This window comes from Pseudomonas sp. OG7, assembly GCF_014192825.1.
Classification (GTDB): domain Bacteria; phylum Pseudomonadota; class Gammaproteobacteria; order Pseudomonadales; family Pseudomonadaceae; genus Aquipseudomonas; species Aquipseudomonas monteilii.
This window is the reverse complement of the sequence record NZ_JACHYK010000006.1, coordinates 259,759-281,274: the sequence shown is the minus strand read 5'-3', so window position 1 is coordinate 281,274 and position 21,516 is coordinate 259,759. Positions and strand designations below refer to the sequence as shown.

18 protein-coding genes are annotated in these 21,516 nt (G+C 62.7%); 17 read left to right on the top strand and 1 reads right to left on the bottom strand.

What is annotated here, in order from left to right:
* Positions 1-111: 111 nt before the first annotated feature.
* The 16 genes from mraZ (at position 112) to lpxC (ending at position 17,933) form a co-directional block, all read left to right on the top strand.
* A complete protein-coding gene (gene mraZ / locus FHW75_RS16815) occupies positions 112-567 on the top strand; it encodes a division/cell wall cluster transcriptional repressor MraZ (protein WP_004575120.1) in 456 nt (151 codons plus the stop codon).
* The gene (rsmH, locus tag FHW75_RS16810) at positions 564-1,511 is read left to right on the top strand and encodes a 16S rRNA (cytosine(1402)-N(4))-methyltransferase RsmH (protein WP_019097348.1); all 948 of its coding nucleotides are present in this window, start codon (positions 564-566) and stop codon (positions 1,509-1,511) included. The genes mraZ and rsmH overlap by 4 nt, the downstream gene beginning before the upstream one ends.
* Positions 1,508-1,801 carry a cell division protein FtsL gene (gene ftsL, locus FHW75_RS16805; RefSeq protein ID WP_003260787.1) on the top strand — a complete coding sequence of 98 codons (294 nt, stop codon included), beginning with the start codon at positions 1,508-1,510 and terminating at the stop codon, positions 1,799-1,801. The genes rsmH and ftsL overlap by 4 nt, the downstream gene beginning before the upstream one ends.
* Entirely contained in the window at positions 1,801-3,549 is a 1,749-nt protein-coding gene (locus FHW75_RS16800; RefSeq protein ID WP_161751431.1) for a penicillin-binding protein 2, read from the top strand. The genes ftsL and FHW75_RS16800 overlap by 1 nt, the downstream gene beginning before the upstream one ends.
* Positions 3,549-5,036 carry a UDP-N-acetylmuramoyl-L-alanyl-D-glutamate--2,6-diaminopimelate ligase gene (locus tag FHW75_RS16795; protein ID WP_019097346.1) on the top strand — a complete coding sequence of 496 codons (1,488 nt, stop codon included), beginning with the start codon at positions 3,549-3,551 and terminating at the stop codon, positions 5,034-5,036. The genes FHW75_RS16800 and FHW75_RS16795 overlap by 1 nt, the downstream gene beginning before the upstream one ends.
* Positions 5,029-6,396 (top strand): UDP-N-acetylmuramoyl-tripeptide--D-alanyl-D-alanine ligase, encoded by a 1,368-nt coding sequence (gene murF, locus FHW75_RS16790; protein ID WP_025753956.1) that lies wholly within the window; start codon positions 5,029-5,031, stop codon positions 6,394-6,396. Before FHW75_RS16795 ends, murF begins: the two co-directional genes overlap by 8 nt.
* Positions 6,396-7,478: a phospho-N-acetylmuramoyl-pentapeptide-transferase gene (gene mraY, locus FHW75_RS16785; protein WP_016713560.1), complete on the top strand. Its 1,083-nt coding sequence runs from the start codon at positions 6,396-6,398 to the stop codon at positions 7,476-7,478. Before murF ends, mraY begins: the two co-directional genes overlap by 1 nt.
* A gap of 6 nt (positions 7,479-7,484) precedes the next feature.
* Positions 7,485-8,831: a UDP-N-acetylmuramoyl-L-alanine--D-glutamate ligase gene (gene murD, locus FHW75_RS16780; protein ID WP_025753955.1), complete on the top strand. Its 1,347-nt coding sequence runs from the start codon at positions 7,485-7,487 to the stop codon at positions 8,829-8,831.
* Positions 8,828-10,042 (top strand): putative lipid II flippase FtsW, encoded by a 1,215-nt coding sequence (ftsW, locus tag FHW75_RS16775; protein ID WP_019097343.1) that lies wholly within the window; start codon positions 8,828-8,830, stop codon positions 10,040-10,042. Before murD ends, ftsW begins: the two co-directional genes overlap by 4 nt.
* Positions 10,032-11,111, top strand: coding sequence for an undecaprenyldiphospho-muramoylpentapeptide beta-N-acetylglucosaminyltransferase (gene murG / locus FHW75_RS16770; RefSeq protein WP_019097342.1), 1,080 nt, complete (start codon positions 10,032-10,034; stop codon positions 11,109-11,111). The genes ftsW and murG overlap by 11 nt, the downstream gene beginning before the upstream one ends.
* Positions 11,104-12,552 carry a UDP-N-acetylmuramate--L-alanine ligase gene (murC, locus tag FHW75_RS16765; protein WP_016713564.1) on the top strand — a complete coding sequence of 483 codons (1,449 nt, stop codon included), beginning with the start codon at positions 11,104-11,106 and terminating at the stop codon, positions 12,550-12,552. The genes murG and murC overlap by 8 nt, the downstream gene beginning before the upstream one ends.
* On the top strand, positions 12,549-13,505 hold the full coding sequence (locus FHW75_RS16760) for a D-alanine--D-alanine ligase (RefSeq protein ID WP_019097341.1): 957 nt from the start codon (positions 12,549-12,551) through the stop codon (positions 13,503-13,505). Before murC ends, FHW75_RS16760 begins: the two co-directional genes overlap by 4 nt.
* 5 nt (positions 13,506-13,510) lie before the next feature.
* Complete coding sequence (locus FHW75_RS16755) at positions 13,511-14,380, top strand: cell division protein FtsQ/DivIB (RefSeq protein ID WP_019097340.1); 870 nt, start codon at positions 13,511-13,513, stop codon at positions 14,378-14,380.
* A 14-nt stretch (positions 14,381-14,394) separates the two neighbouring features.
* A complete protein-coding gene (ftsA, locus tag FHW75_RS16750) occupies positions 14,395-15,657 on the top strand; it encodes a cell division protein FtsA (protein WP_016713566.1) in 1,263 nt (420 codons plus the stop codon).
* A gap of 55 nt (positions 15,658-15,712) precedes the next feature.
* Positions 15,713-16,909 (top strand): cell division protein FtsZ, encoded by a 1,197-nt coding sequence (gene ftsZ, locus FHW75_RS16745; protein ID WP_003251871.1) that lies wholly within the window; start codon positions 15,713-15,715, stop codon positions 16,907-16,909.
* 112 nt (positions 16,910-17,021) lie between these two features.
* The gene (gene lpxC / locus FHW75_RS16740; RefSeq protein ID WP_016713567.1) at positions 17,022-17,933 is read left to right on the top strand and encodes a UDP-3-O-acyl-N-acetylglucosamine deacetylase; all 912 of its coding nucleotides are present in this window, start codon (positions 17,022-17,024) and stop codon (positions 17,931-17,933) included.
* 53 nt (positions 17,934-17,986) lie between these two features.
* Here lpxC and FHW75_RS16735 read toward each other — a convergent pair whose 3' ends face one another.
* Positions 17,987-18,442, bottom strand: coding sequence for a DUF721 domain-containing protein (locus tag FHW75_RS16735; protein ID WP_016713568.1), 456 nt, complete (start codon positions 18,440-18,442; stop codon positions 17,987-17,989).
* Between the two features lie 302 nt (positions 18,443-18,744).
* Between FHW75_RS16735 and secA the strand changes: the two genes are divergently transcribed.
* Entirely contained in the window at positions 18,745-21,480 is a 2,736-nt protein-coding gene (secA, locus tag FHW75_RS16730) for a preprotein translocase subunit SecA (RefSeq protein ID WP_019097338.1), read from the top strand.
* Positions 21,481-21,516 lie beyond the last annotated feature (36 nt).

Genomic DNA, 21,516 nt, shown 5'->3' with positions numbered 1-21,516 from the left:
CGTGCCTTGACGGTGCTGCGGGCGGATTCCTATAGTGTGCGCAAGTGGCAGAAAGTGGGATGAAGTGGGTTTTCTGGCACAAAAAAGCTAACATTGTGGGGAATCGCAGCCGTGTTCCGCGGAGCCAACGCCGTCAGCCTCGATGCCAAGGGACGTCTCGCCATGCCGAGCCGGTACCGTGACGAGCTCGATTCGCGTTGCAATGGTCAACTGATCGTGACCATCGACGCCGTGGACCCCTGCTTGTGTGTTTATCCCCTCGATGAGTGGGAACAGATAGAAGCCAAGTTGCGTGCCTTGCCGTCGTTGCGTGAGGAAAACCGTCGCCTGCAGCGTTTGCTGATCGGTAATGCGGTTGACCTGGAGCTCGATGGCAGTGGGCGTTTCCTGGTACCGCCCCGCCTGCGTGAGTACGCCAAGCTCGACAAGAAGGCGATGCTGGTGGGGCAACTGAACAAATTCCAGCTGTGGGATGAAGATGCCTGGAACGCGGTTTCGGCAGCCGACCTTGCAGCTATTCAACAACCGGGTGCCATGCCCGACGAATTGCGTGACCTGATCCTGTGACCATAGATAGCGGCTTCAACCACATTACCGTCCTGCTCGACGAAGCTGTCGAGGCATTGGCCCTGCGCGCCGACGGTTGCTATCTGGACGGCACCTTTGGCCGTGGCGGACACAGCCGGCTGATTCTCAGCAAGCTCGGGCCGCAAGGGCGGCTGCTGGGCTTCGATAAAGATCCACAGGCGATTGCCACGGGGCAAGCGCTGGCGGCCGAAGACGGCCGCTTTGTCATTGTGCAGCGCAGCTTTGCCGAGCTGGGCGCGGAAGTGGCCGAGCGCGGTCTGCACGGCAAGGTCAGCGGCGTGTTGCTGGACCTTGGCGTGTCGTCACCGCAACTGGATGACCCCGAGCGTGGTTTCAGCTTCCTCAATGACGGCCCGCTGGACATGCGCATGAACCCGGCCCAAGGCATCAGTGCCGCCGAGTTCATCGCCACCGCGCCGGTGGAAGAAATTGCCCGCGTCTTCAAGGAATACGGTGAAGAGCGCTTCGCCGGCCGCATGGCGCGTGCCGTGGTCGAGCGCCGTGAAAAGGAGCCTTTCACCCGTACCGCCGACCTGGCGGAAGTACTCAAGGTGGCCAACCCTGCCTGGGAAAAAGGCAAGAACCCGGCTACCCGTGCCTTCCAGGGCCTTCGCATTCACGTCAACAACGAACTGGGTGACCTGGAAGCCGGCCTTGAGGCCGCGCTCGATGCCCTCGAAGTCGGTGGCCGCCTGGCGGTGATCAGCTTCCACTCGCTGGAAGACCGTATCGTCAAGCTGTTCATGCGCAAGCTGGTCAAGGGCGAGGCCGACAACCTGCCGCGCAACCTGCCGGTACAGCACAAGGCCTTCGAGCCGAAAATCAAGCTCATCGGCAAGGCCCAGTTCGCCTCCGAAGCCGAGCTCAAGGCCAACCCACGGTCGCGTAGCGCCGTGATGCGCGTGGCGGAGAAGCTGCGGTGAGCAGGCTGTTTGCCAAACCCTTGCCAGGCGGAAGCTTCCTGATGCTTCTGCTGTTCGTTGCCGTGCTGGTTTCGGCTATAGCCGTGTCCTACAGCGCGCACTGGAACCGTCAGTTGCTCAACACCTTGTACGGCGAGCTGAACGAGCGTGACAAGGCCCAGGCCGAGTGGGGGCGCCTGATTCTTGAACAGAGCACCTGGACTGCTGCCAGCCGTATCGAGAACCTGGCTTCCGAGCAGTTGAAGATGCGCGTACCTTCGGCTGACGAAGTACGGATGGTGGCGCCATGATGAAGCTCGAAGGCGCACTCTACCCGTGGCGCTTCCGCGTGGTGATCGGGCTGCTGGCCATTATGGTCGGTGCCATTTGCTGGCGCATCATCGATTTGCAGGTCGTTGACCGTGACTTCCTCAAGGGGCAGGGCGACGCGCGCAGCCTGCGTCATATCCCTATTCCGGCGCACCGTGGCCTGATTACCGACCGCAACGGTGAACCGCTGGCCGTGAGCACCCCGGTTACCACCCTGTGGGCAAACCCCAAGGAAATGCAGGCGTCCAAAGACCGCTGGCCGCAGTTGGCCGCAGCGCTTGGGCAAAACCCGCAGCAGTTGGCCGAGCGCCTGACCCAGCAAGCCAACAAGGAATTCATCTACCTGGTCCGCGGCCTGACCCCGGAGCAGGGCCAGCATGTGCTCGACCTGAAAGTGCCCGGTGTGTACGGCCTGGAAGAATTCCGTCGCTTCTACCCGGCCGGTGATGTCACCGCGCACATGGTCGGCTTCACCGACCTCGACGACCATGGTCGCGAAGGTGTCGAGCTGGCCTACGACGAGTGGCTGGCCGGCGTGCCCGGCAAGCGCCAGGTGATCAAGGACCGGCGCGGCAGGCTGATCAAAGACATCCAGGTAACCAAGAACGCCAAGGCCGGTAAGACCTTGGCGTTGTCGATAGACCTGCGCCTGCAGTACCTGGCCACCCGCGAACTGCGCAACGCCATTGCCGAACAGGACGCCAAGGCCGGCAGCCTGGTGATCATGGACGTCAAGACCGGTGAGGTCCTGGCCATGGTCAACCAGCCGACCTACAACCCCAACAACCGCCGCAGCATGTTCCCGGCCGCCATGCGTAACCGGGCGATCATCGACGTGTTCGAGCCGGGCTCCACGGTCAAGCCGATCTCCATGAGTGCGGCGCTGCAGAGCGGTCGCTGGAAACCGACCGATAAGGTCGAGGTGTACCCGGGCAGCCTGCAGATCGGCCGTTACACCATCAAGGACGTGTCGCGCAGTGAAGGCCCGATCCTCGACCTGACCGGCATCCTGATCAACTCCAGTAACGTCGGCATGAGCAAGATCGCCTTCGATATTGGCGGTGAGGCGATCTACCGCGTCATGTCCCAGGTCGGCCTGGGTCAGTACACCGGCCTTGGCTTCCCGGGTGAGCGCGTCGGTAACTTGCCTAACCACCGCGAGTGGCGCAAGGCCGAGACCGCAACCTTGTCCTATGGCTATGGCGTGTCGGTGACCGCCTTGCAACTGGTGCATGCCTACGCGGCGCTGGCCAACGACGGCAAGATGGTGCCGCTGTCGATCCTCAAGGTCGACAAGGCGCCGGACGCTGTGCAGGCCATTCCAAAGGAAACCGCCGAAACCGTTCAGGGCATGCTGCAGCAGGTGATCGAAGCGCCGCGTGGCGTGTTCCGCGCCCAGGTGCCGTTCTATCACGTGGCCGGCAAGTCCGGTACCGCGCGTAAGGCCACCGTGGGTTCCAAGGGCTACACCGAAAACGCCTACCGCTCGCTGTTCGCCGGCTTCGGTCCGATGAGCGACCCGCGCTACGCCATCGTTGTGGTCATCGACGAGCCGGGCAAAGGCGGCTACTTCGGTGGCCTGGTTTCGGCGCCGGTATTCAGCAAGGTCATGTCCGGCACCCTGCGTTTGATGAACGTACCGCCAGACAACCTGCCGCCACCTGCGCCAGCAGCCCCCGCCGGGCAATCGCAAGTCAATGCAGCAGACGCCAAGGGAGGGCGTGGATAATGACAATGCCATTAAGCAAACTGTTCGCCCACGCCAGCCGTGACCCGCTGATTCGTGAGCTGACCCTGGACAGCCGAAATGTACGCCCGGGTGACCTGTTCCTGGCCGTGCCGGGCGCCAAGGTCGATGGTCGCGAGCATATTGCCGATGCCCTGGCCCGTGGCGCCGCTGCCGTGGCCTATGAAGAGCAGGGCGCCAACGTGCTGCCGCTGACCGATGTGCCGCTGATTCCGGTCAAAGGCCTGATCGCTCAGTTGTCCGATATTGCCGGGCGCTTCTATGGCGAACCCAGCCGCCAGTTGAACCTGGTGGGGGTGACCGGCACCAACGGAAAGACCAGCGTTACCCAACTGGTGGCTCAGGCGCTCGACCTGCTCGGCCAGCGCTGTGGCCTGATTGGCACCCTGGGGACCGGCTTCTACGGTGAGCTGCAGAGCGGCCGCCTGACCACGCCCGACCCGATCGCCGTGCAGTCGACCCTCAACGACCTCAAGAAAGGTGGCGCCAAGGCAGTGGCCATGGAGGTTTCCTCCCATGCCCTGGAGCAAGGCCGGGTTGCCGCACTGGAATTCGACATCGCGGTGATGACCAACCTGTCCCGCGACCACCTCGATTATCACGGCAGCATGGAGGCCTATGAGGCCGCCAAGGCCAAGCTGTTCGCCTGGCCGAGCCTGCGTTGTCAGGTGGTCAACCTGGATGACGCCTTCGGGCGTCGCCTGGCCGACGACTTTGCCCGGCGCCCGAGTGTCGATCATATCGAGACCCGGCTGCTTAGCTACAGCCTGGAAAACGCGGACGCTTCGCTGTTCTGCCGCGAAGCCGTGTTCAATGACGATGGTGTGCGTGCCACCCTGGTCACTGCCCAGGGTGAGCGCGCCCTGCGCAGCCAGTTGCTGGGCCGCTTCAACCTGAGCAACATGCTGGCTGCCGTGGCGACGCTGCTGGCGCTGGACTATTCGCTGGACGAAATTCTCAAGGTCACCCCGCAACTGCAAGGGCCGGTAGGTCGCATGCAGCGCCTGGGTGGCGGCGACAAGCCGCTGGTGGTGGTCGACTACGCGCACACCCCGGACGCTCTCGAGAAAGTGCTCGAAGCCCTGCGCCCGCACGCCCACGGCAAGCTGCTGTGCCTGTTCGGCTGCGGTGGCGACCGTGATCGCGGCAAGCGCCCGCTGATGGCCGAAGTGGCCGAGCGCCTGGCCGACCGCGTCCTGGTCACCGATGACAACCCGCGTACCGAAGACCCGCTGCGCATTTTCGACGACATTCGCCCCGGTTTCGCCAATCCTGCCGAGGTCGAGTTCGTCGCAGGCCGTGGTGAAGCCATCGCGCACCTGATTGCCACCGCTGCTGCCAACGACGTGATCGTGCTGGCCGGCAAGGGGCACGAGGATTACCAGGAGATCAATGGCCAGCGCCATGACTTCTCCGACCTCACCGAAGCCGAGAAGGCACTTGCAGCCTGGGAGGCTCCACATGCTTAAGCCGCTGTCACTCAGCCAGCTGACCACAGCACTGAGTGGTCAACAAATCGGTGGCGACGCCACCTTCACCGGTGTCAGCATCGACAGCCGCAGCGTCAGCGCCGGGCAATTGTTCGTCGCCTTGGCCGGTCCGCGTTTCGATGGCCATGACTACCTGGCCGATGTGAAGGCCAAAGGCGCAGTCGCTGCCCTGGTCGAGCGTGAAGTGGCCGGTGTCGACCTGCCGCAATTGCGGGTCAAGGATTGCCGGGTAGCGCTCGGTCAACTCGGCGCCTTGAACCGTGCTGCCTTCGACAAGCCTGTTGTTGCCATTACCGGTTCCAGCGGCAAGACCACCGTCAAGGAAATGCTCGCCAGCATCCTGCGTACCCGTGGCCTGGTGCATGCCACCCGTGGCAACCTGAACAACGACCTTGGCGCGCCGCTGACCCTGTTGGAGATCGCCCCTGAGCACAGCGCGGCGGTGATCGAGCTGGGCGCCTCGCGCATCGGTGAAATCCGCTACACCGTCGGCCTGACGAAGCCTCAGGTGGTCATCATCAACAATGCCGGTACCGCCCACGTTGGCGAGTTCGGCGGGCCGGAAAAGATCGTTGAAGCCAAGGGCGAGATTCTCGAAGGCCTGGGCGAGGGCGGGACTGCCATCCTCAACCTGTCTGACAAGGCGTTCGACATCTGGCGCGAGCGTGCCGGCAACCACCGCATTTTCACCTTTGCACTGGATAACCCGCAGGCAGACTTCCATGCCAGTCATATCGGCCGTGATGCCCGGGGCTGCCCGTCGTTCACCCTGCATGGGCCTGATGGCAGCGTACCGGTGCAGTTGAACCTGCTGGGTACCCACAACGTCAGCAACGCCTTGGCCGCTGCGGCTGCCGCCCATGCCGTTGGTCTGAGCCTTAGCGGCATCGCCGCCGGCCTGGCTGCGGTACAACCGGTCAAGGGCCGCACCGTGGCGCAGATCGCGACGAACGGTGTGCGGGTAATCGACGACAGTTACAACGCAAATCCCACCTCCATGTGCGCGGCCATTGATATACTCGCCGGCTTTTCCGGGCGCACCGTCCTGGTGCTTGGAGATATCGGCGAACTGGGGCAATGGGCGGAAGAAGGCCACCGTCAGGTGGGTGACTACGCGCGTGGCAAGGTCGATGCCCTGTACGCAGTGGGTTCCAACATGACATATGCGGTCAAGGCGTTCGGCGCCAATGGCCGTCATTTCGCTACTCAAGCTGAGCTGATCGACGCCGTTAGCGCCGAAAGTGCCAGCGACACCACTATCTTGATCAAGGGCTCGCGCAGCGCTGCGATGGAAAACGTCGTGGCGGCATTGTGCGGTGCCAGCGGGGAGAAACATTAATGCTGCTGCTGTTGGCCGAGTATCTGCAACAGTTCCACAAAGGCTTCGCGGTCTTCCAGTACCTGTCCCTGCGCGGGATTCTTGGTGTACTGACCGCGTTGTCCCTGGCGCTGTGGCTGGGGCCGTGGATGATCCGTACCCTGCAAATTCGTCAGATCGGCCAGGCCGTGCGTAACGACGGCCCGCAATCGCACCTGTCCAAGTCCGGCACCCCGACCATGGGTGGCGCATTGATCCTGTCGGCCATCGCCATCAGCACCCTGCTGTGGGCTGATCTATCCAACCGCTACGTGTGGGTGGTGCTGATCGTGACCCTGGCGTTCGGTGCCATCGGTTGGGTCGACGACTACCGCAAGGTGATCGAAAAGAACTCGCGTGGCCTGCCAAGCCGCTGGAAGTACTTCTGGCAGTCGGTGTTCGGCCTGGCTGCGGCCGTGTTCCTGTACAAGACCGCGCCGACCAGCGTCGAGACGACGTTGATCCTGCCGTTCATCAAGGACGTCACCATCCCGCTGGGCATCGGCTTCGTGGTGCTGACCTACTTCGTCATCGTTGGCTCCAGCAACGCGGTCAATCTCACCGACGGCCTCGACGGCCTGGCAATCATGCCGACGGTGATGGTCGGCGGTGCCCTGGGCATCTTCTGCTACCTGTCGGGTAACGTGAAGTTCGCTGAATACCTGCTGATCCCTTACGTGCCGGGCTCGGGTGAACTCATCGTGTTCTGCGGCGCGCTGATCGGTGCGGGCCTGGGCTTCCTGTGGTTCAACACCTACCCGGCGCAAGTGTTCATGGGCGACGTCGGTGCGCTGGCACTGGGCGCGGCGCTGGGCACCATCGCGGTCATCGTTCGCCAGGAAATCGTCCTGTTCATCATGGGCGGCATCTTCGTCATGGAAACCTTGTCGGTGGTGATCCAGGTCGCCTCCTTCAAGCTGACCGGCAAGCGCGTGTTCCGCATGGCGCCGATCCACCACCACTTTGAACTCAAGGGCTGGCCAGAGCCACGTGTGATCGTCCGCTTCTGGATCATCACCGTGATCCTGGTGCTGATCGGCCTTGCAACCCTGAAACTGAGGTAGATGAGCGTGTCTTTGATCGCTTCCGACCAATTCCGCATCGTTGTCGGCCTCGGCAAGAGCGGCATGTCCCTGGTTCGCTTCCTGGCGAACCGGGGCATTGCCTTTGCGGTCGCTGACACCCGCGAGCAACCGCCGGAACTGGACACCCTGCGCCGTGATTACCCGCAGGTGGAAGTGCGTTGTGGTGAACTGGACGTGGACTTCCTGTGCCGCGCCAACGAGCTGTACGTAAGCCCTGGCCTGGCCCTGGCCACGCCAGCCCTGCAGCAGGCTGCTGCGCGTGGCGTGAAACTGTCCGGTGACATCGAACTGTTCGCCCGCAACGCCAAAGCGCCGATCATTGCCATCAGCGGCTCCAACGCCAAGAGCACTGTCACTACCCTGGTCGGCGAAATGGCCGCCAAGGCGGGCAAGCGTGTAGCGGTGGGTGGTAACCTCGGTACCCCGGCGCTGGACCTGCTGGCCGATGACGTCGAGCTGTACGTGCTGGAGCTGTCCAGCTTCCAGCTGGAAACCACTGACCAGCTCAATGCTGAAGTGGCCACCGTACTGAACATCAGCGAAGACCATATGGACCGCTACAGCGGCCTGCCGGCCTACCACCTGGCCAAGCATCGGATTTTCCGCGGCGCGAAGCAGGTCGTGGTCAACCGTCAGGACGCCCTCAGCCGACCGCTGCCGGTGGAAGGCCGCCCGTGCTGGACCTTCGGCCTCAACCAGCCGGACTTCAAGGCCTTCGGCCTGCGCGAAGTGGATGGCGAGAAATACCTGGCATTCGAGTTCCAGGCGCTGATGCCAGCGCGTGAACTGAAGATTCGCGGTGCGCACAACCAGAGCAATGCCTTGGCGGCGTTGGCCCTGGGGCATGCAGCAGGCCTGCCGTTCGAGCCCATGCTCGAAGCCCTGCGCGAGTTCGGTGGCCTGGCCCATCGCTGCCAGTGGGTGCGTGAGCGCAATGGCGTGAACTGGTACGACGATTCCAAGGCCACCAACGTCGGTGCAGCCTTGGCCGCCATCGAAGGCCTGGGTGCCGATATCGAAGGCAAACTGGTATTGATCGCCGGTGGCGACGGCAAAGGTGCCGAGTTCACGGCCTTGCGTGAGCCGGTCAAGCGCTTCTGCCGGGCCGTTGTACTGCTTGGCCGTGATGCCGAGCGCCTGGCCGAGGCCCTGGGTGATGACGTGCCACTGGTACGGGTCAAGACCCTCGCTGACGCCGTGCAACAGTGTGCCGAACTGGCTCAGGCCGGCGATGCCGTGCTGTTGTCGCCCGCATGTGCCAGCCTCGACATGTTCAAGAACTTCGAAGAACGCGGGCGCCTGTTCGCCCAGGCAGCGGGAGGCCTTGCATGATCTTCGGCATCTTCAAGCCCTACCCGTCGCCGCTGATCAGCGGCCGGGGCATCGACCTGGACTTCCCGCTGCTCGCCGGCTGCCTGGCCTTGCTGGGCCTGGGCCTGGTGATGATCACCTCGGCGTCGTCGGAAGTGGCTGCGGTGCAGTCGGGCAACCCGCTTTATCACATGTTCCGCCACCTGGTGTACGTGTTCCTGGGCCTGGTGGCCTGTGGCGCGACCATGCTGGTACCGATCGCCACCTGGCAGCGCATGGGCTTCATGATGCTGCTGGGCGCCTTCGGCCTGCTGGTGTTGGTGCTGGTGCCGGGTATCGGCCGTGAGGTGAACGGTTCGATGCGCTGGATCGGCTTCAGCTTTTTCAACGTGCAGCCTTCGGAAATCGCCAAGGTGTTCGTGGTCGTCTACCTGGCCGGTTACCTGGTACGTCGGCAAACCGAGGTACGCGAGACCTGGATGGGCTTTTTCAAACCGTTCATCGTGCTGCTGCCCATGGCTGCCCTGTTGCTGATGGAACCGGACTTTGGCGCCACCGTGGTAATGATGGGCGCCGCGGCGGCCATGCTGTTCCTGGGTGGGGTGGGGCTGTTCCGCTTCAGTCTGATGGTGGTGTTGGCGGTGCTGGCGGTGTTCGTACTGGTACAGGCGCAGCCGTACCGGATGGCGCGGCTTATTACCTTTACCGACCCATGGTCCGACCAGTTCGGTTCTGGCTACCAGTTGACCCAGGCGCTGATTGCCTTCGGGCGTGGCGAGTGGCTGGGCGTTGGCCTGGGCAACAGCGTGCAGAAGCAGTTTTACCTGCCCGAAGCGCACACCGACTTCGTGTTCTCGGTATTGGCCGAGGAACTGGGCGTCGTCGGTTCGCTGGTGACCATCGCACTGTTCGTGTTCGTCACCGTGCGTGCCCTGTACATCGGCCTTTGGGCCGAAAAAGCCAAGCAGTTCTTTGCTGCGTATGTGGCGTTTGGCCTGGCCTTCCTGTGGATTGGCCAGTTCCTGATCAACATCGGCGTGAACGTCGGCCTGCTGCCGACCAAAGGCCTGACCCTGCCGTTCCTCAGTTACGGGGGCAGCTCGCTGGTGATCTGCTGCGCCTGCGTGGGCTTGTTGCTGCGCATCGAGTGGGAAAGCCGTACGCACCTGGGCAGCGAGGAACACGAATTCAGCGAAAGCGATTTTGCCGAGGAGACCAGTCATGGCCGCTGACGGCAAGAACGTACTGATCATGGCTGGCGGCACCGGGGGCCACGTGTTCCCGGCCCTGGCCTGTGCGCGGGAGTTCCAGGCGCGCGGTTACAGCGTGCACTGGCTGGGCACCCCGCGTGGCATTGAAAACGAGCTGGTGCCACAGGCTGGCTTGCCACTGCACCTGATTCAGGTCAGCGGCCTGCGCGGCAAAAGCAAACTGTCGCTGCTCAAGGCGCCGTTCACCCTGGTCAAGGCCGTGCTGCAGGCTCGGCGCATCATTCGCCAGCTCAAGCCGGTATGCGTACTGGGCTTTGGTGGCTACGTGACCGGCCCTGGCGGTGTGGCCGCGCGGCTGTGTGGCGTGCCGCTGGTGATCCACGAACAGAACGCGCGTGCAGGTACCGCCAATCGGCTGCTGGTGCCGCTCTCGGCGCGGGTCTGCGAAGCTTTCCCGAACACCTTCGAGGCCAGCGACAAGCGTCGTACCACCGGCAACCCGGTGCGCCCGGAGTTGTTCATGGATGCGCAACGCGCACCCCTGGCCGAGCGCCGTGCACGTCTGTTGGTGCTCGGTGGCAGCCTGGGTGCGGAACCATTGAACAAATTGTTGCCTAAGGCCCTGTCCGAAGTGCCCGCCACCCTGCGGCCAGAGGTGTTCCACCAGGCCGGCAAGCAACACGCGCCGATTACCGCCGAGCGTTATCACGAGGCGGGCGTCGAGGCTCAGGTAGAGCCCTTTATCAAGGACATGGCCCAAGCCTATGGCTGGGCCGACATGGTGGTGTGCCGGGCCGGTGCCCTGACCGTCAGCGAGCTGGCGGCAGCAGGCCTGCCCTCGATGCTGGTGCCTTTGCCCCACGCCATCGACGATCACCAGACCCACAACGCCCAATATCTGGCTCGAGAAGGCGCTGCCTTCCTGATGCCACAAGCGACAACTGGCGCAGCGCAGCTCGCTGAACGCCTGAACGAGGTGCTGATGCAACCCGAAAAACTCAACGTCATGGCAGGCACCGCACGGCGCCTGGCCAAACCTGCCGCAACCAGCACCGTGGTCGATATCTGCCTGGAGGTGGCCCATGGTTGAGAGCCAGAAAGCCATGCCCCAGCCGAAGATGGGCCGTATCCGCCGTATCCACTTCGTCGGTATCGGCGGCGTGGGCATGTGCGGTATTGCCGAAGTGTTGCTGAACCTGGGCTATGAAGTGTCCGGTTCCGACCTGAAAGCCTCGCCGGTGACTGAGCGCCTGGAATCGTTCGGTGCCGAGATCTTCGTCGGCCACCGCGCCGAGAACGCTGCCACCGCCGATGTGCTGGTGGTGTCCAGCGCCATCAATCCGGCCAACCCCGAAGTGGCCACCGCCCTGGAGCGCCGCATTCCGGTAGTGCCGCGCGCCGAGATGCTCGCCGAACTGATGCGCTATCGCCATGGTGTGGCCGTAGCCGGTACCCACGGCAAGACCACCACCACCAGCCTGCTGGCCTCGGTGTTCGCGGCCGGCGGCCTGGACCCGACCTTCGTCATCGGTGGCCGCCTGACCGCTGCCGGTACCAATGCCCAGTTGGGCACCAGCCGCTACCTGATCGCCGAAGCGGATGAAAGCGATGCCAGCTTCCTGCACCTGCAGCCCATGGTGGCCGTGGTCACCAACATCGACGCCGACCACATGGCGACCTATGAAGGTGACTTCAACAAGCTGAAGAAAACCTTCGTCGAGTTCCTGCACAACCTGCCGTTCTACGGCTTGGCCGTGATGTGCCTGGACGACCCGGTGGTGCGCGAGATCCTGCCGCAGGTGAAGCGCCCGACCGTGACCTATGGCTTCAGCGAAGAGGCCGATATCCGCGCCATCAACGTGCGCCAGCAGGGCATGCAAACGCACTTCACCGTGCTGCGTCGGGACCGCGAGCCACTTGAGGTGTCGGTGAACATGCCCGGCAACCACAACGTGCTCAATGCCCTTGCCACCATTGCCATCGCCACTGACGAAGGCATCACCGACGAGGCCATCATCCAGGGGCTGTCCGGCTTCCAGGGTGTCGGCCGACGCTTCCAGGTGTATGGCGAACTGCCGGTCGAAGGCGGCAGCGTGATGCTGGTCGACGACTACGGCCACCACCCGACCGAAGTGGCGGCGGTGATCAAGGCCGTGCGGGGGGGGTGGCCAAGCCGCCGCCTGGTGATCGTCTACCAGCCGCACCGCTACAGCCGCACCCGCGACCTGTACGACGATTTCGTCCAGGTGCTGGGTGATGCCAACGTGCTACTGCTGATGGAGGTCTACCCGGCCGGCGAAGAGCCGATCCCTGGTGCCGACAGCCGCCAGCTGTGCCATAGCATCCGCCAGCGCGGCAAGCTGGACCCGATCTACATCGAACGTGGCGCTGAGCTGGCACCGTTGGTGAAACCACTGCTGCGTGCCGGTGACATCCTGATCTGCCAAGGTGCCGGTGATGTCGGCGGCCTGGCCCCGCAATTGATGAAAAGCCCGCTGTTCGCTGGCGCCAAGCAGGAGAAGTCGAAATGACCAGCGCCTACGAAAAGCTGCACTCGACCCTGGACGTCAAGGCGTTCGGCCGTGTCGCCGTGCTGTACGGTGGCAAGAGCGCCGAGCGTGAAGTCTCGCTGAAGTCCGGCGCTGCGGTGATCGATGCCCTGACCACTGCCGGTGTCGACGTGGTCGCCATCGATGTGGGTGACGACCTGCTCGACCGCCTGCAACGCGAGAAGATCGACCGCGCCTTCATCATCCTCCACGGCCGTGGCGGTGAAGACGGCAGCATGCAAGGGCTCCTGGAATGCCTGGGGATTCCCTACACCGGCAGCGGTATCCTTGCCTCTGCGCTGGCCATGGACAAGTTGCGCACCAAGCAGGTGTGGCAGAGCCTGGGTATTCCCACCCCGCGCCACGCCGTGTTGGCGAGTGAAAGCGATTGTCTGCAGGCCAGTACGGAACTGGGCTTCCCGCTTATCGTCAAACCCGCCCATGAAGGCTCTAGCATCGGCATGGCCAAGGTGAACAGCACCCAGGAACTGGTCGCTGCCTGGCAGGACGCCGCCAAATACGATTCCCAGGTACTGGTGGAACAGTGGATCCACGGTCCGGAGTTCACCATCGCGGTCTTGCGCGGTCAGGTGCTGCCGCCGATCGCCCTGGGTACGCCGCATGTGTTCTACGACTACGACGCCAAGTACATCGCCAACGATACCCAGTACCGCATTCCTTGCGGCCTGGATAGCGTCAAGGAACAGGAACTGATCGACCTGACCGCACGCGCCTGTGATGCCATTGGCATCGAAGGCTGGGGGCGTCTGGACGTGATGCAGGACGAGCAGGGCCGGTTCTGGCTGCTCGAAGTCAACACCGCACCTGGCATGACTGATCATAGCCTGGTGCCCATGGCGGCCCGCGCGGCAGGCCTGGACTTCCAGCAACTGGTGCTGGCAATCCTGGCTGAAAGCGTGGCGACGCGAGGTTAATAACCATGCAAGGCGCGATGATACGTCAGCAGCAACCCGTTACCGGCCGTAGTAAGCCGGTACCGCGTGGTGCCAGCCGGCTGGTGGCCGACGAGCCCGTATCGGCGCGCCTGCCGCGTCCAAGCCTGGGCGGCCTCAAACGCCTGCTGTGGCCGGTGCTGCTGGTGGCGGCCGGCTTTGGTGCTTATGAGGGTGCCATTCGCCTGATGCCCTATGCCGACCGGCCGATCACCAAGATCGACGTGCAGGGTGACCTCAGCTACATCAGCCAGCAATCGGTGCAGCAGCGTATCGCGCCCTACGTGGCGGCGAGTTTCTTCAGCGTCGACCTGCCGGCGATGCGTGCGGAACTCGAACAGATGCCATGGATCGCCCACGCCGAAGTGCGCCGGGTGTGGCCCGACGAGGTGGTGATCCGCCTGGAAGAGCAGCTGCCGGTGGCACGCTGGGGTGACGAAGCCTTGCTCAACAACCAGGGCCAGGCCTTTACCCCGCGTGAACTGGCCAACTATGAGCACCTGCCGCAGCTGGTCGGGCCGCAACGTGCTCAGCAACAAGTCATGCAGCAGTATCAGGTATTGAGCCAGATGCTGCGCCCCCTGGGCTTTTCCATCGCTCGCCTGGAGCTGCGCGAGCGAGGCAGCTGGTTCCTGACCACTGGCGCGAGCAGCGCCGGGCCAGGCATCGAGCTGCTGCTGGGGCGCGATCATCTGGTGGAGAAGATGCGCCGTTTCATTGCCATTTACGACAAAACACTCAAAGACCAGATCACCACTATCGCCCGCATTGATCTGCGTTATTCCAACGGACTTGCCGTTGGTTGGCGGGAACCGATTGCACCGACGACGGCCCAACCCGCCGTTGCGAAGAATTAGAGAGAGGCAGGACCATGGCAAACGCGCATAGCGGCAAAATGATCGTCGGGCTGGACATTGGCACCTCCAAGGTGGTGGCGCTGGTGGGCGAAGTGGGCGAAGACGGCACCCTGGAAATCGTCGGGATCGGTACCCATCCGTCCCGTGGCCTGAAGAAAGGCGTGGTGGTGAACATCGAGTCCACCGTTCAGTCGATCCAGCGCGCGGTGGAAGAAGCGCAGCTGATGGCCGGCTGCCGTATCCACTCGGCCTTCGTTGGCGTGGCCGGCAACCACATCCGCAGCCTGAACTCCCACGGCATCGTCGCCATCCGCGACCGCGAGGTCAGCCTGGCCGACCTGGAGCGTGTACTCGACGCCGCCCAGGCCGTGGCCATTCCGGCCGACCAGCGTGTGCTGCACACCCTGCCGCAGGACTACGTGATCGACAATCAGGAAGGCGTGCGCGAGCCACTGGGCATGTCGGGCGTGCGCCTGGAAGCCAAGGTTCACGTGGTCACCTGCGCAGTGAATGCGGCGCAGAACATCGAGAAATGCGTACGCCGCTGTGGCCTGGAAATCGACGACATCATCCTCGAGCAACTGGCCTCGGCGTACTCGGTGCTGACCGACGATGAAAAAGAGCTGGGCGTGTGCCTGGTGGACATCGGTGGTGGCACCACCGACATCGCCATCTTCACCGAAGGCGCCATCCGTCACACCGCAGTCATCCCGATTGCCGGTGACCAGGTGACCAACGACATCGCCATGGCCCTGCGTACCCCGACCCAGTACGCCGAAGAAATCAAGATCCGCTACGCCTGCGCCCTGGCCAAACTGGCCGGTGCCGGCGAGACCATCAAAGTGCCGAGCGTGGGCGACCGCCCACCGCGCGAGCTGTCGCGCCAGGCCCTGGCCGAGGTGGTGGAGCCACGTTACGACGAGCTCTTCACCCTGATCCAGGCCGAGCTGCGCCGCAGCGGCTACGAGGACCTGGTGCCGGCCGGCATCGTCCTCACCGGCGGCACCGCGAAGATGGAAGGTGCCGTGGAACTGGCTGAGGAAATCTTCCACATGCCGGTACGCCTGGGCGTACCGCACAGCGTTCGTGGGCTGAGCGACGTGGTGCGCAACCCGATCTATTCCACCGGCGTGGGCCTGCTCACCTACGGCCTGCTGAAGCAGTCCGAGGACATGGTCCTGACCGGTAACAGCAACAGCAGCAACAACAGCTATGGCGATGAACCGAAGGCCCCAGTACTTGAGCGCTTCAAGAAGTGGGTCCAGGGCAACTTCTAAGTTTCAAAGCAGTAGTGGTAGGCGCAACAACTAGAGAACTGTAAGGAGAGGGAAAATGTTCGAGCTCGTAGACAACGTCCCGCAAAGCCCGGTCATCAAGGTGATCGGCGTTGGTGGTGGTGGCGGCAACGCCGTCAACCACATGGTCAAGAGCAGCATCGAAGGCGTGGAATTCATTTGCGCCAACACTGATGCTCAAGCGCTGAAAAACATCGGTGCGCGTACCATCCTGCAATTGGGCACTGGTGTGACCAAGGGCCTGGGTGCCGGTGCCAATCCGGAAGTCGGCCGTCAGGCCGCGCTGGAAGACCGTGAGCGCATCGCTGAAGTGCTGCAGGGCACCAACATGGTGTTCATCACCACTGGCATGGGTGGCGGTACCGGTACCGGTGCAGCGCCGATCATTGCCGAAGTGGCCAAGGAAATGGGCATCCTCACCGTAGCCGTGGTGACCCGTCCGTTCCCGTTCGAGGGCCGCAAACGTATGCAGATCGCCGATGAAGGCATCCGCATGCTGGCCGAAAGCGTCGACTCGTTGATCACCATCCCCAACGAGAAGCTGCTGACCATCCTGGGCAAGGATGCCAGCCTGCTGTCGGCGTTCGCCAAGGCTGACGATGTTCTGGCCGGTGCCGTGCGCGGTATCTCCGACATCATCAAGCGTCCGGGCATGATCAACGTCGACTTCGCCGACGTGCGCACCGTGATGGGTGAAATGGGCATGGCCATGATGGGTACTGGTTGCGCCAGCGGCCCGAACCGTGCGCGTGAAGCCACTGAGGCTGCCATCCGCAACCCGCTGCTGGAAGACGTCAACCTGCAGGGCGCCCGCGGCATCCTGGTGAACATCACCGCAGGCCCGGACCTGTCGCTGGGTGAGTACTCCGACGTGGGTAGCATCATCGAAGCCTTCGCCTCTGACCACGCCATGGTCAAGGTCGGCACCGTGATCGACCCGGATATGCGCGACGAACTGCACGTGACCGTTGTGGCCACTGGCCTGGGCGCGCGCATCGAGAAGCCGGTCAAAGTGGTGGACAACACCCTGCAGACCGCTCAGCAGGCGTACGAAGCATCCAACCCTGCACCGGTTCGTCAGGAGCAGCCAGCGGTCAACTACCGTGACCTGGAGCGCCCGACCGTGATGCGCAACCAGGCCCATGCAGGTGCTGCCGCAGCCGCTAAACTGAACCCTCAGGACGACCTGGACTACCTCGATATCCCGGCTTTCCTGCGTCGTCAGGCTGATTAATGGAATTTATCAGGGGTATAAAGGTGATTGGTATTCATCAAAGGTTGGGTCTGTTATCATCCCCAGCCTTTGTTGATACCTGTTCGCAATTTGCGCTGAAGCGGCCAATGCCATGATTAAACAACGCACCCTGAAGAATACCATCCGTGCCACAGGTGTCGGTCTGCACTCCGGGGAGAAGGTTTACCTGACCCTCAAGCCTGCACCTGTTGACACCGGCATCGTCTTCCGCCGCGCCGACCTCGACCCTGTGGTCGAAATCCCTGCGCGTGCGGCCAACGTCGGCGAGACAACCATGTCGACGACGCTGGTCAACGGTGACGTCAAGGTCGATACGGTCGAGCACCTGCTCTCCGCCATGGCGGGCCTGGGCATCGATAACGCCTACGTCGAGCTCTCCGCCTCGGAAGTGCCGATCATGGATGGCAGCGCCGGTCCTTTTGTATTCCTGATTCAGTCTGCTGGCCTGGAAGAACAGGACGCAGCCAAGAAGTTCATCCGCATCCTGCGTGAGGTAACCGTGGAAGAGGGCGACAAGCGCGCCACGTTCCTGCCTTTCGAAGGGTTCAAAGTGAGCTTCGAGATCGACTTCGATCACCCGGTCCTCAAGGGCCAGACCCAGAGTGCAGTCGTTGACTTTTCCAGCACCTCGTTCGTGAAGGAAGTCAGCCGCGCCCGCACTTTCGGTTTCATGCGTGACATCGAGTACCTGCGCAAGCACAACCTTGCGCTGGGCGGCAGTGTCGAGAACGCCATCGTCGTCGACGAAACGGGTGTGCTTAACGAAGACGGCCTTCGATCCGATGACGAATTCGTCAAGCACAAGATCCTCGACGCCATTGGCGACCTCTATCTGCTGGGCAACAGCCTGATCGGCGAGTTCAAGGGCTACAAGTCCGGCCACGCGCTGAACAACCAGCTGCTGCGCAAACTGATTGCCGAAACCGATGCCTGGGAAGTGGTTACGTTCGAAGATGCCAGCACGGCACCGATCTCGTACATGCGCCCTGTTGCGGCCGTGTAAGTTCGAACACTCTCTCTAGTGTTGTAATCAAGGCCACCTTCGGGTGGCCTTTTTTATGCCTTGCCGTTGGCGTGGGCAGCCAACCGTTCCAGTGCGGCACGTAGCTTGGGGTCGGTGATGCCCTCGGCGGTGTCGCGCAGGCTCTCGGCGGCGCTGTTCGAGAGTTCGGCAGCATGCCCGCCGCGCTTGGCTGGCACCAGCGGTGGCTGCACCTTGTACAGGATGCGCCGGAGGTTGCCGAAGGCTTCCATAGCCTGCAATGCCGCCAGCAGGCGCTTCTGCTGGTAGCGCAGGCGGGTTGCCCAATGGCCGTCGGTAACCACCAGCAACAAAGTACCATCGCGCCATGATGCGACATGGCAGTGCTCGCGGGCAGCCGGTTGCAGCTGGCTTTCCAGCAGGCGCTGCAGGTGCTCCAGGCGCTCGGCCTGGTTCAGCAGCAGGCGCAGCGGGCGCACCTGTCGGAGCAGGGCGGAAGGTGGCTGGGCGGGGGAGGGTTTGTAGGCCATGGGGTATGCATGAGGTTACGTGGTCGGCAGTTTAACACCTCTATAGCCTGCACCGGCCTCTTCGCGGGCAGCAGAAGATAAGATTGGTTCTCGATACCTTTCATGTTGTCAAGCCTTGAACTCAGGGAGAATGACCCTATCTAAGACAAGCCCCCGCCAAAACGCTGTAATAGCATCGTGGAAATCCACCACTTTCCTCACCATCGTTTCCGGGTAGAATGCTCGTTCGCATGCGGCCTCAGGGCTGCACGGGCGACTCATGGGGCCGCCCTCCATCCCTACGTGTGGAAGATCCTGCCGATATGTTTGCGCCTTTGTTAAAGAAACTTTTTGGAAGCAAGAACGAGCGTGAAGTGAAACGCATGCTCAAGACGGTGAGTATCGTCAATGCCTTCGAAGAGAAGATGGTGGCCCTCTCCGACGAACAGCTGCGGGGCAAGACCGCAGAGTTCAAGGAGCGTTTGGCCAAAGGCGAGACACTGGACCAATTGCTGCCTGAAGCCTTCGCCGTAGCCCGTGAGGCCGGCAAACGCGTGATGGGCATGCGCCACTTCGACGTGCAGCTGATCGGCGGCATGACCCTGCACGAGGGTATGATCGCAGAAATGCGCACCGGTGAAGGCAAGACCTTGGTCGGTACCCTGGCCGTGTACCTCAACGCACTGTCCGGCAAGGGCGTGCACGTGGTCACCGTCAACGACTACCTGGCCCGCCGTGACGCCAACTGGATGCGCCCGCTGTACGAATTCCTCGGCCTGTCGGTCGGAATCGTCTCGGCGTTTCAGCCGCCGGAAGAAAAGCGTGCGGCCTATGCGTCCGACATCACCTACGGCACCAACAACGAATTCGGTTTCGACTACCTGCGCGACAACATGGCGTTCAGCCAGGACGAGAAGTTCCAGCGTGAACTGAACTTCGCCGTGATCGACGAAGTCGACTCCATCCTCATCGACGAAGCGCGCACCCCGTTGATCATCTCCGGCCAGGCCGAAGACAGCTCCAAGCTGTATATCGAGATCAATCGCCTGATCCCGCGCCTGACCCAGCACATCGAGGAAGTGGAAGGCCAGGTTACCCAGGAAGGCCACTTCACCATCGACGAGAAGAGCCGTCAGGTCGAGCTGAACGAAGCCGGTCACCAGTACATCGAGGAAATGCTCACCCAGGCCGGCCTGCTGGCCGAGGGCGAGAGCCTGTACTCCGCGCACAACCTGGGCCTGCTGACCCACGTCTACGCAGGCCTGCGCGCGCACAAGCTGTTCCACCGCAACGTCGAGTACATCGTCCAGGACGGCCAGGTACTGCTGATCGACGAACACACCGGTCGTACCATGCCGGGTCGTCGCCTGTCCGAAGGCCTGCACCAGGCCATCGAAGCCAAAGAGAACCTGAACATCCAGGCCGAGAGCCAGACCCTGGCTTCGACCACGTTCCAGAACTACTTCCGCCTGTACACCAAGCTGTCCGGCATGACCGGTACCGCTGACACTGAAGCGTTCGAGTTCCAGTCGATCTACGCCCTCAACGTGATGGTCATTCCGCCGAACAAACCACTGGCGCGTAAGGACTTCAACGACCTGGTGTACCTGACCGCCGACGAGAAATACGCTGCGATCATCGCCGACATCAAGGAAAGCATGAAGCAGGGCCGGCCGATCCTGGTGGGTACCGCGACCATCGAAACGTCCGAGCACATGTCGAACCTGCTCAAGAAGGAAGGCATCGACCACAAGGTACTGAACGCCAAGTACCACGAAAAGGAAGCCGAGATCATCGCGCAAGCCGGTGCCCCGGGTGCGCTGACCATCGCCACCAACATGGCCGGCCGTGGTACCGACATCCTGTTGGGTGGTAACTGGGAAGCCGAAGTGGCCGCCCTGGAAAACCCGACCGCCGAGCAGATCGCGCAGATCAAGGCCGACTGGCAGAAGCGTCACCAGCAGGTGATCGAAGCCGGTGGCCTGCACGTGATCGCCTCCGAACGCCACGAGTCGCGCCGTATCGACAACCAGCTGCGGGGCCGTTCCGGCCGTCAGGGCGACCCGGGTTCCAGCCGCTTCTACCTGTCGCTGGAAGACAGCCTGATGCGTATCTTCGCCTCTGACCGGGTGAAGAACTTCATGAAGGCACTCGGCATGCAGTCGGGCGAGGCCATCGAGCACCGCATGGTCACCAACGCCATCGAGAAGGCCCAGCGCAAGGTCGAAGGCCGCAACTTCGACATCCGTAAGCAATTGCTCGAATACGATGACGTGGCCAACGAGCAGCGCAAGGTGATCTACCACATGCGCAACAGCCTGCTGGCAGCCGAAAACATCGGCGACACCATCGTCGAATTCCGCAAGGAAGTGCTGGACGCTACCATCAGCCAGCACATCCCGCCGCAGTCGCTGCCCGAACAGTGGGACGTGGCCGGCCTGGAGGCGTCGCTGGCCAGCGATTTCGCCATGAAGTTGCCGATCCAGCAATGGCTCGACGAGGACGATCACCTCTACGAAGAGACCCTGCGCGAGAAGCTGCTGAACGAAATCACCACTGCCTACACCGAGAAGGAAGACCAGGCCGGTATCGACGCCCTGCGTACCTTCGAGAAGCAGATCCTGCTGCGCGTGCTGGACGACCTGTGGAAAGACCACCTGTCGACCATGGACCACCTGCGTCACGGTATTCACCTGCGTGGCTATGCGCAGAAGAACCCGAAGCAGGAGTACAAGCGCGAGTCGTTCACCCTGTTCCAGGAGCTGCTCGAGTCGATCAAGCGCGACACCATCCGCGTACTTTCGCACGTTCAGGTTCGCCGCGAAGACCCGGCCGAGGAAGAAGCCCGTCTGCGCCGCGAGGCCGAGGAACTGGCCAGCCGCATGCAGTTCCAGCATGCCGCTGCACCGGGCCTGGAAAGCGAACAACTGAGCGAAGAAGTTGCCGAAGTGGCGGTAGCCTCGGCGCCGGTGCGCAACGACCAGAAGCTGGGCCGCAACGAGCCGTGCTGGTGTGGTTCGGGCAAGAAGTTCAAGCATTGCCATGGCCAGATCGAGTGATCTGACCTGATTGCTGTATCGTGACAACCTTGGGGG

What these genes read in the sequence shown, in the direction of transcription:
- FHW75_RS16800 (WP_161751431.1), top strand. Translation starts at nt 1,801, where the DNA reads ATGAAGCTCGAAGGCGCACTCTACCCGTGGCGCTTCCGCGTGGTGATC.
- FHW75_RS16795 (WP_019097346.1), top strand. Translation starts at nt 3,549, where the DNA reads ATGACAATGCCATTAAGCAAACTGTTCGCCCACGCCAGCCGTGACCCG.
- murF (WP_025753956.1), top strand. Translation starts at nt 5,029, where the DNA reads ATGCTTAAGCCGCTGTCACTCAGCCAGCTGACCACAGCACTGAGTGGT.
- mraY (WP_016713560.1), top strand. Translation starts at nt 6,396, where the DNA reads ATGCTGCTGCTGTTGGCCGAGTATCTGCAACAGTTCCACAAAGGCTTC.
- ftsW (WP_019097343.1), top strand. Translation starts at nt 8,828, where the DNA reads ATGATCTTCGGCATCTTCAAGCCCTACCCGTCGCCGCTGATCAGCGGC.
- murG (WP_019097342.1), top strand. Translation starts at nt 10,032, where the DNA reads ATGGCCGCTGACGGCAAGAACGTACTGATCATGGCTGGCGGCACCGGG.
- murC (WP_016713564.1), top strand. Translation starts at nt 11,104, where the DNA reads ATGGTTGAGAGCCAGAAAGCCATGCCCCAGCCGAAGATGGGCCGTATC.
- FHW75_RS16760 (WP_019097341.1), top strand. Translation starts at nt 12,549, where the DNA reads ATGACCAGCGCCTACGAAAAGCTGCACTCGACCCTGGACGTCAAGGCG.
- FHW75_RS16755 (WP_019097340.1), top strand. Translation starts at nt 13,511, where the DNA reads ATGCAAGGCGCGATGATACGTCAGCAGCAACCCGTTACCGGCCGTAGT.
- ftsA (WP_016713566.1), top strand. Translation starts at nt 14,395, where the DNA reads ATGGCAAACGCGCATAGCGGCAAAATGATCGTCGGGCTGGACATTGGC.
- ftsZ (WP_003251871.1), top strand. Translation starts at nt 15,713, where the DNA reads ATGTTCGAGCTCGTAGACAACGTCCCGCAAAGCCCGGTCATCAAGGTG.
- lpxC (WP_016713567.1), top strand. Translation starts at nt 17,022, where the DNA reads ATGATTAAACAACGCACCCTGAAGAATACCATCCGTGCCACAGGTGTC.
- FHW75_RS16735 (WP_016713568.1), bottom strand. Translation starts at nt 18,442, where the DNA reads ATGGCCTACAAACCCTCCCCCGCCCAGCCACCTTCCGCCCTGCTCCGA.
- secA (WP_019097338.1), top strand. Translation starts at nt 18,745, where the DNA reads ATGTTTGCGCCTTTGTTAAAGAAACTTTTTGGAAGCAAGAACGAGCGT.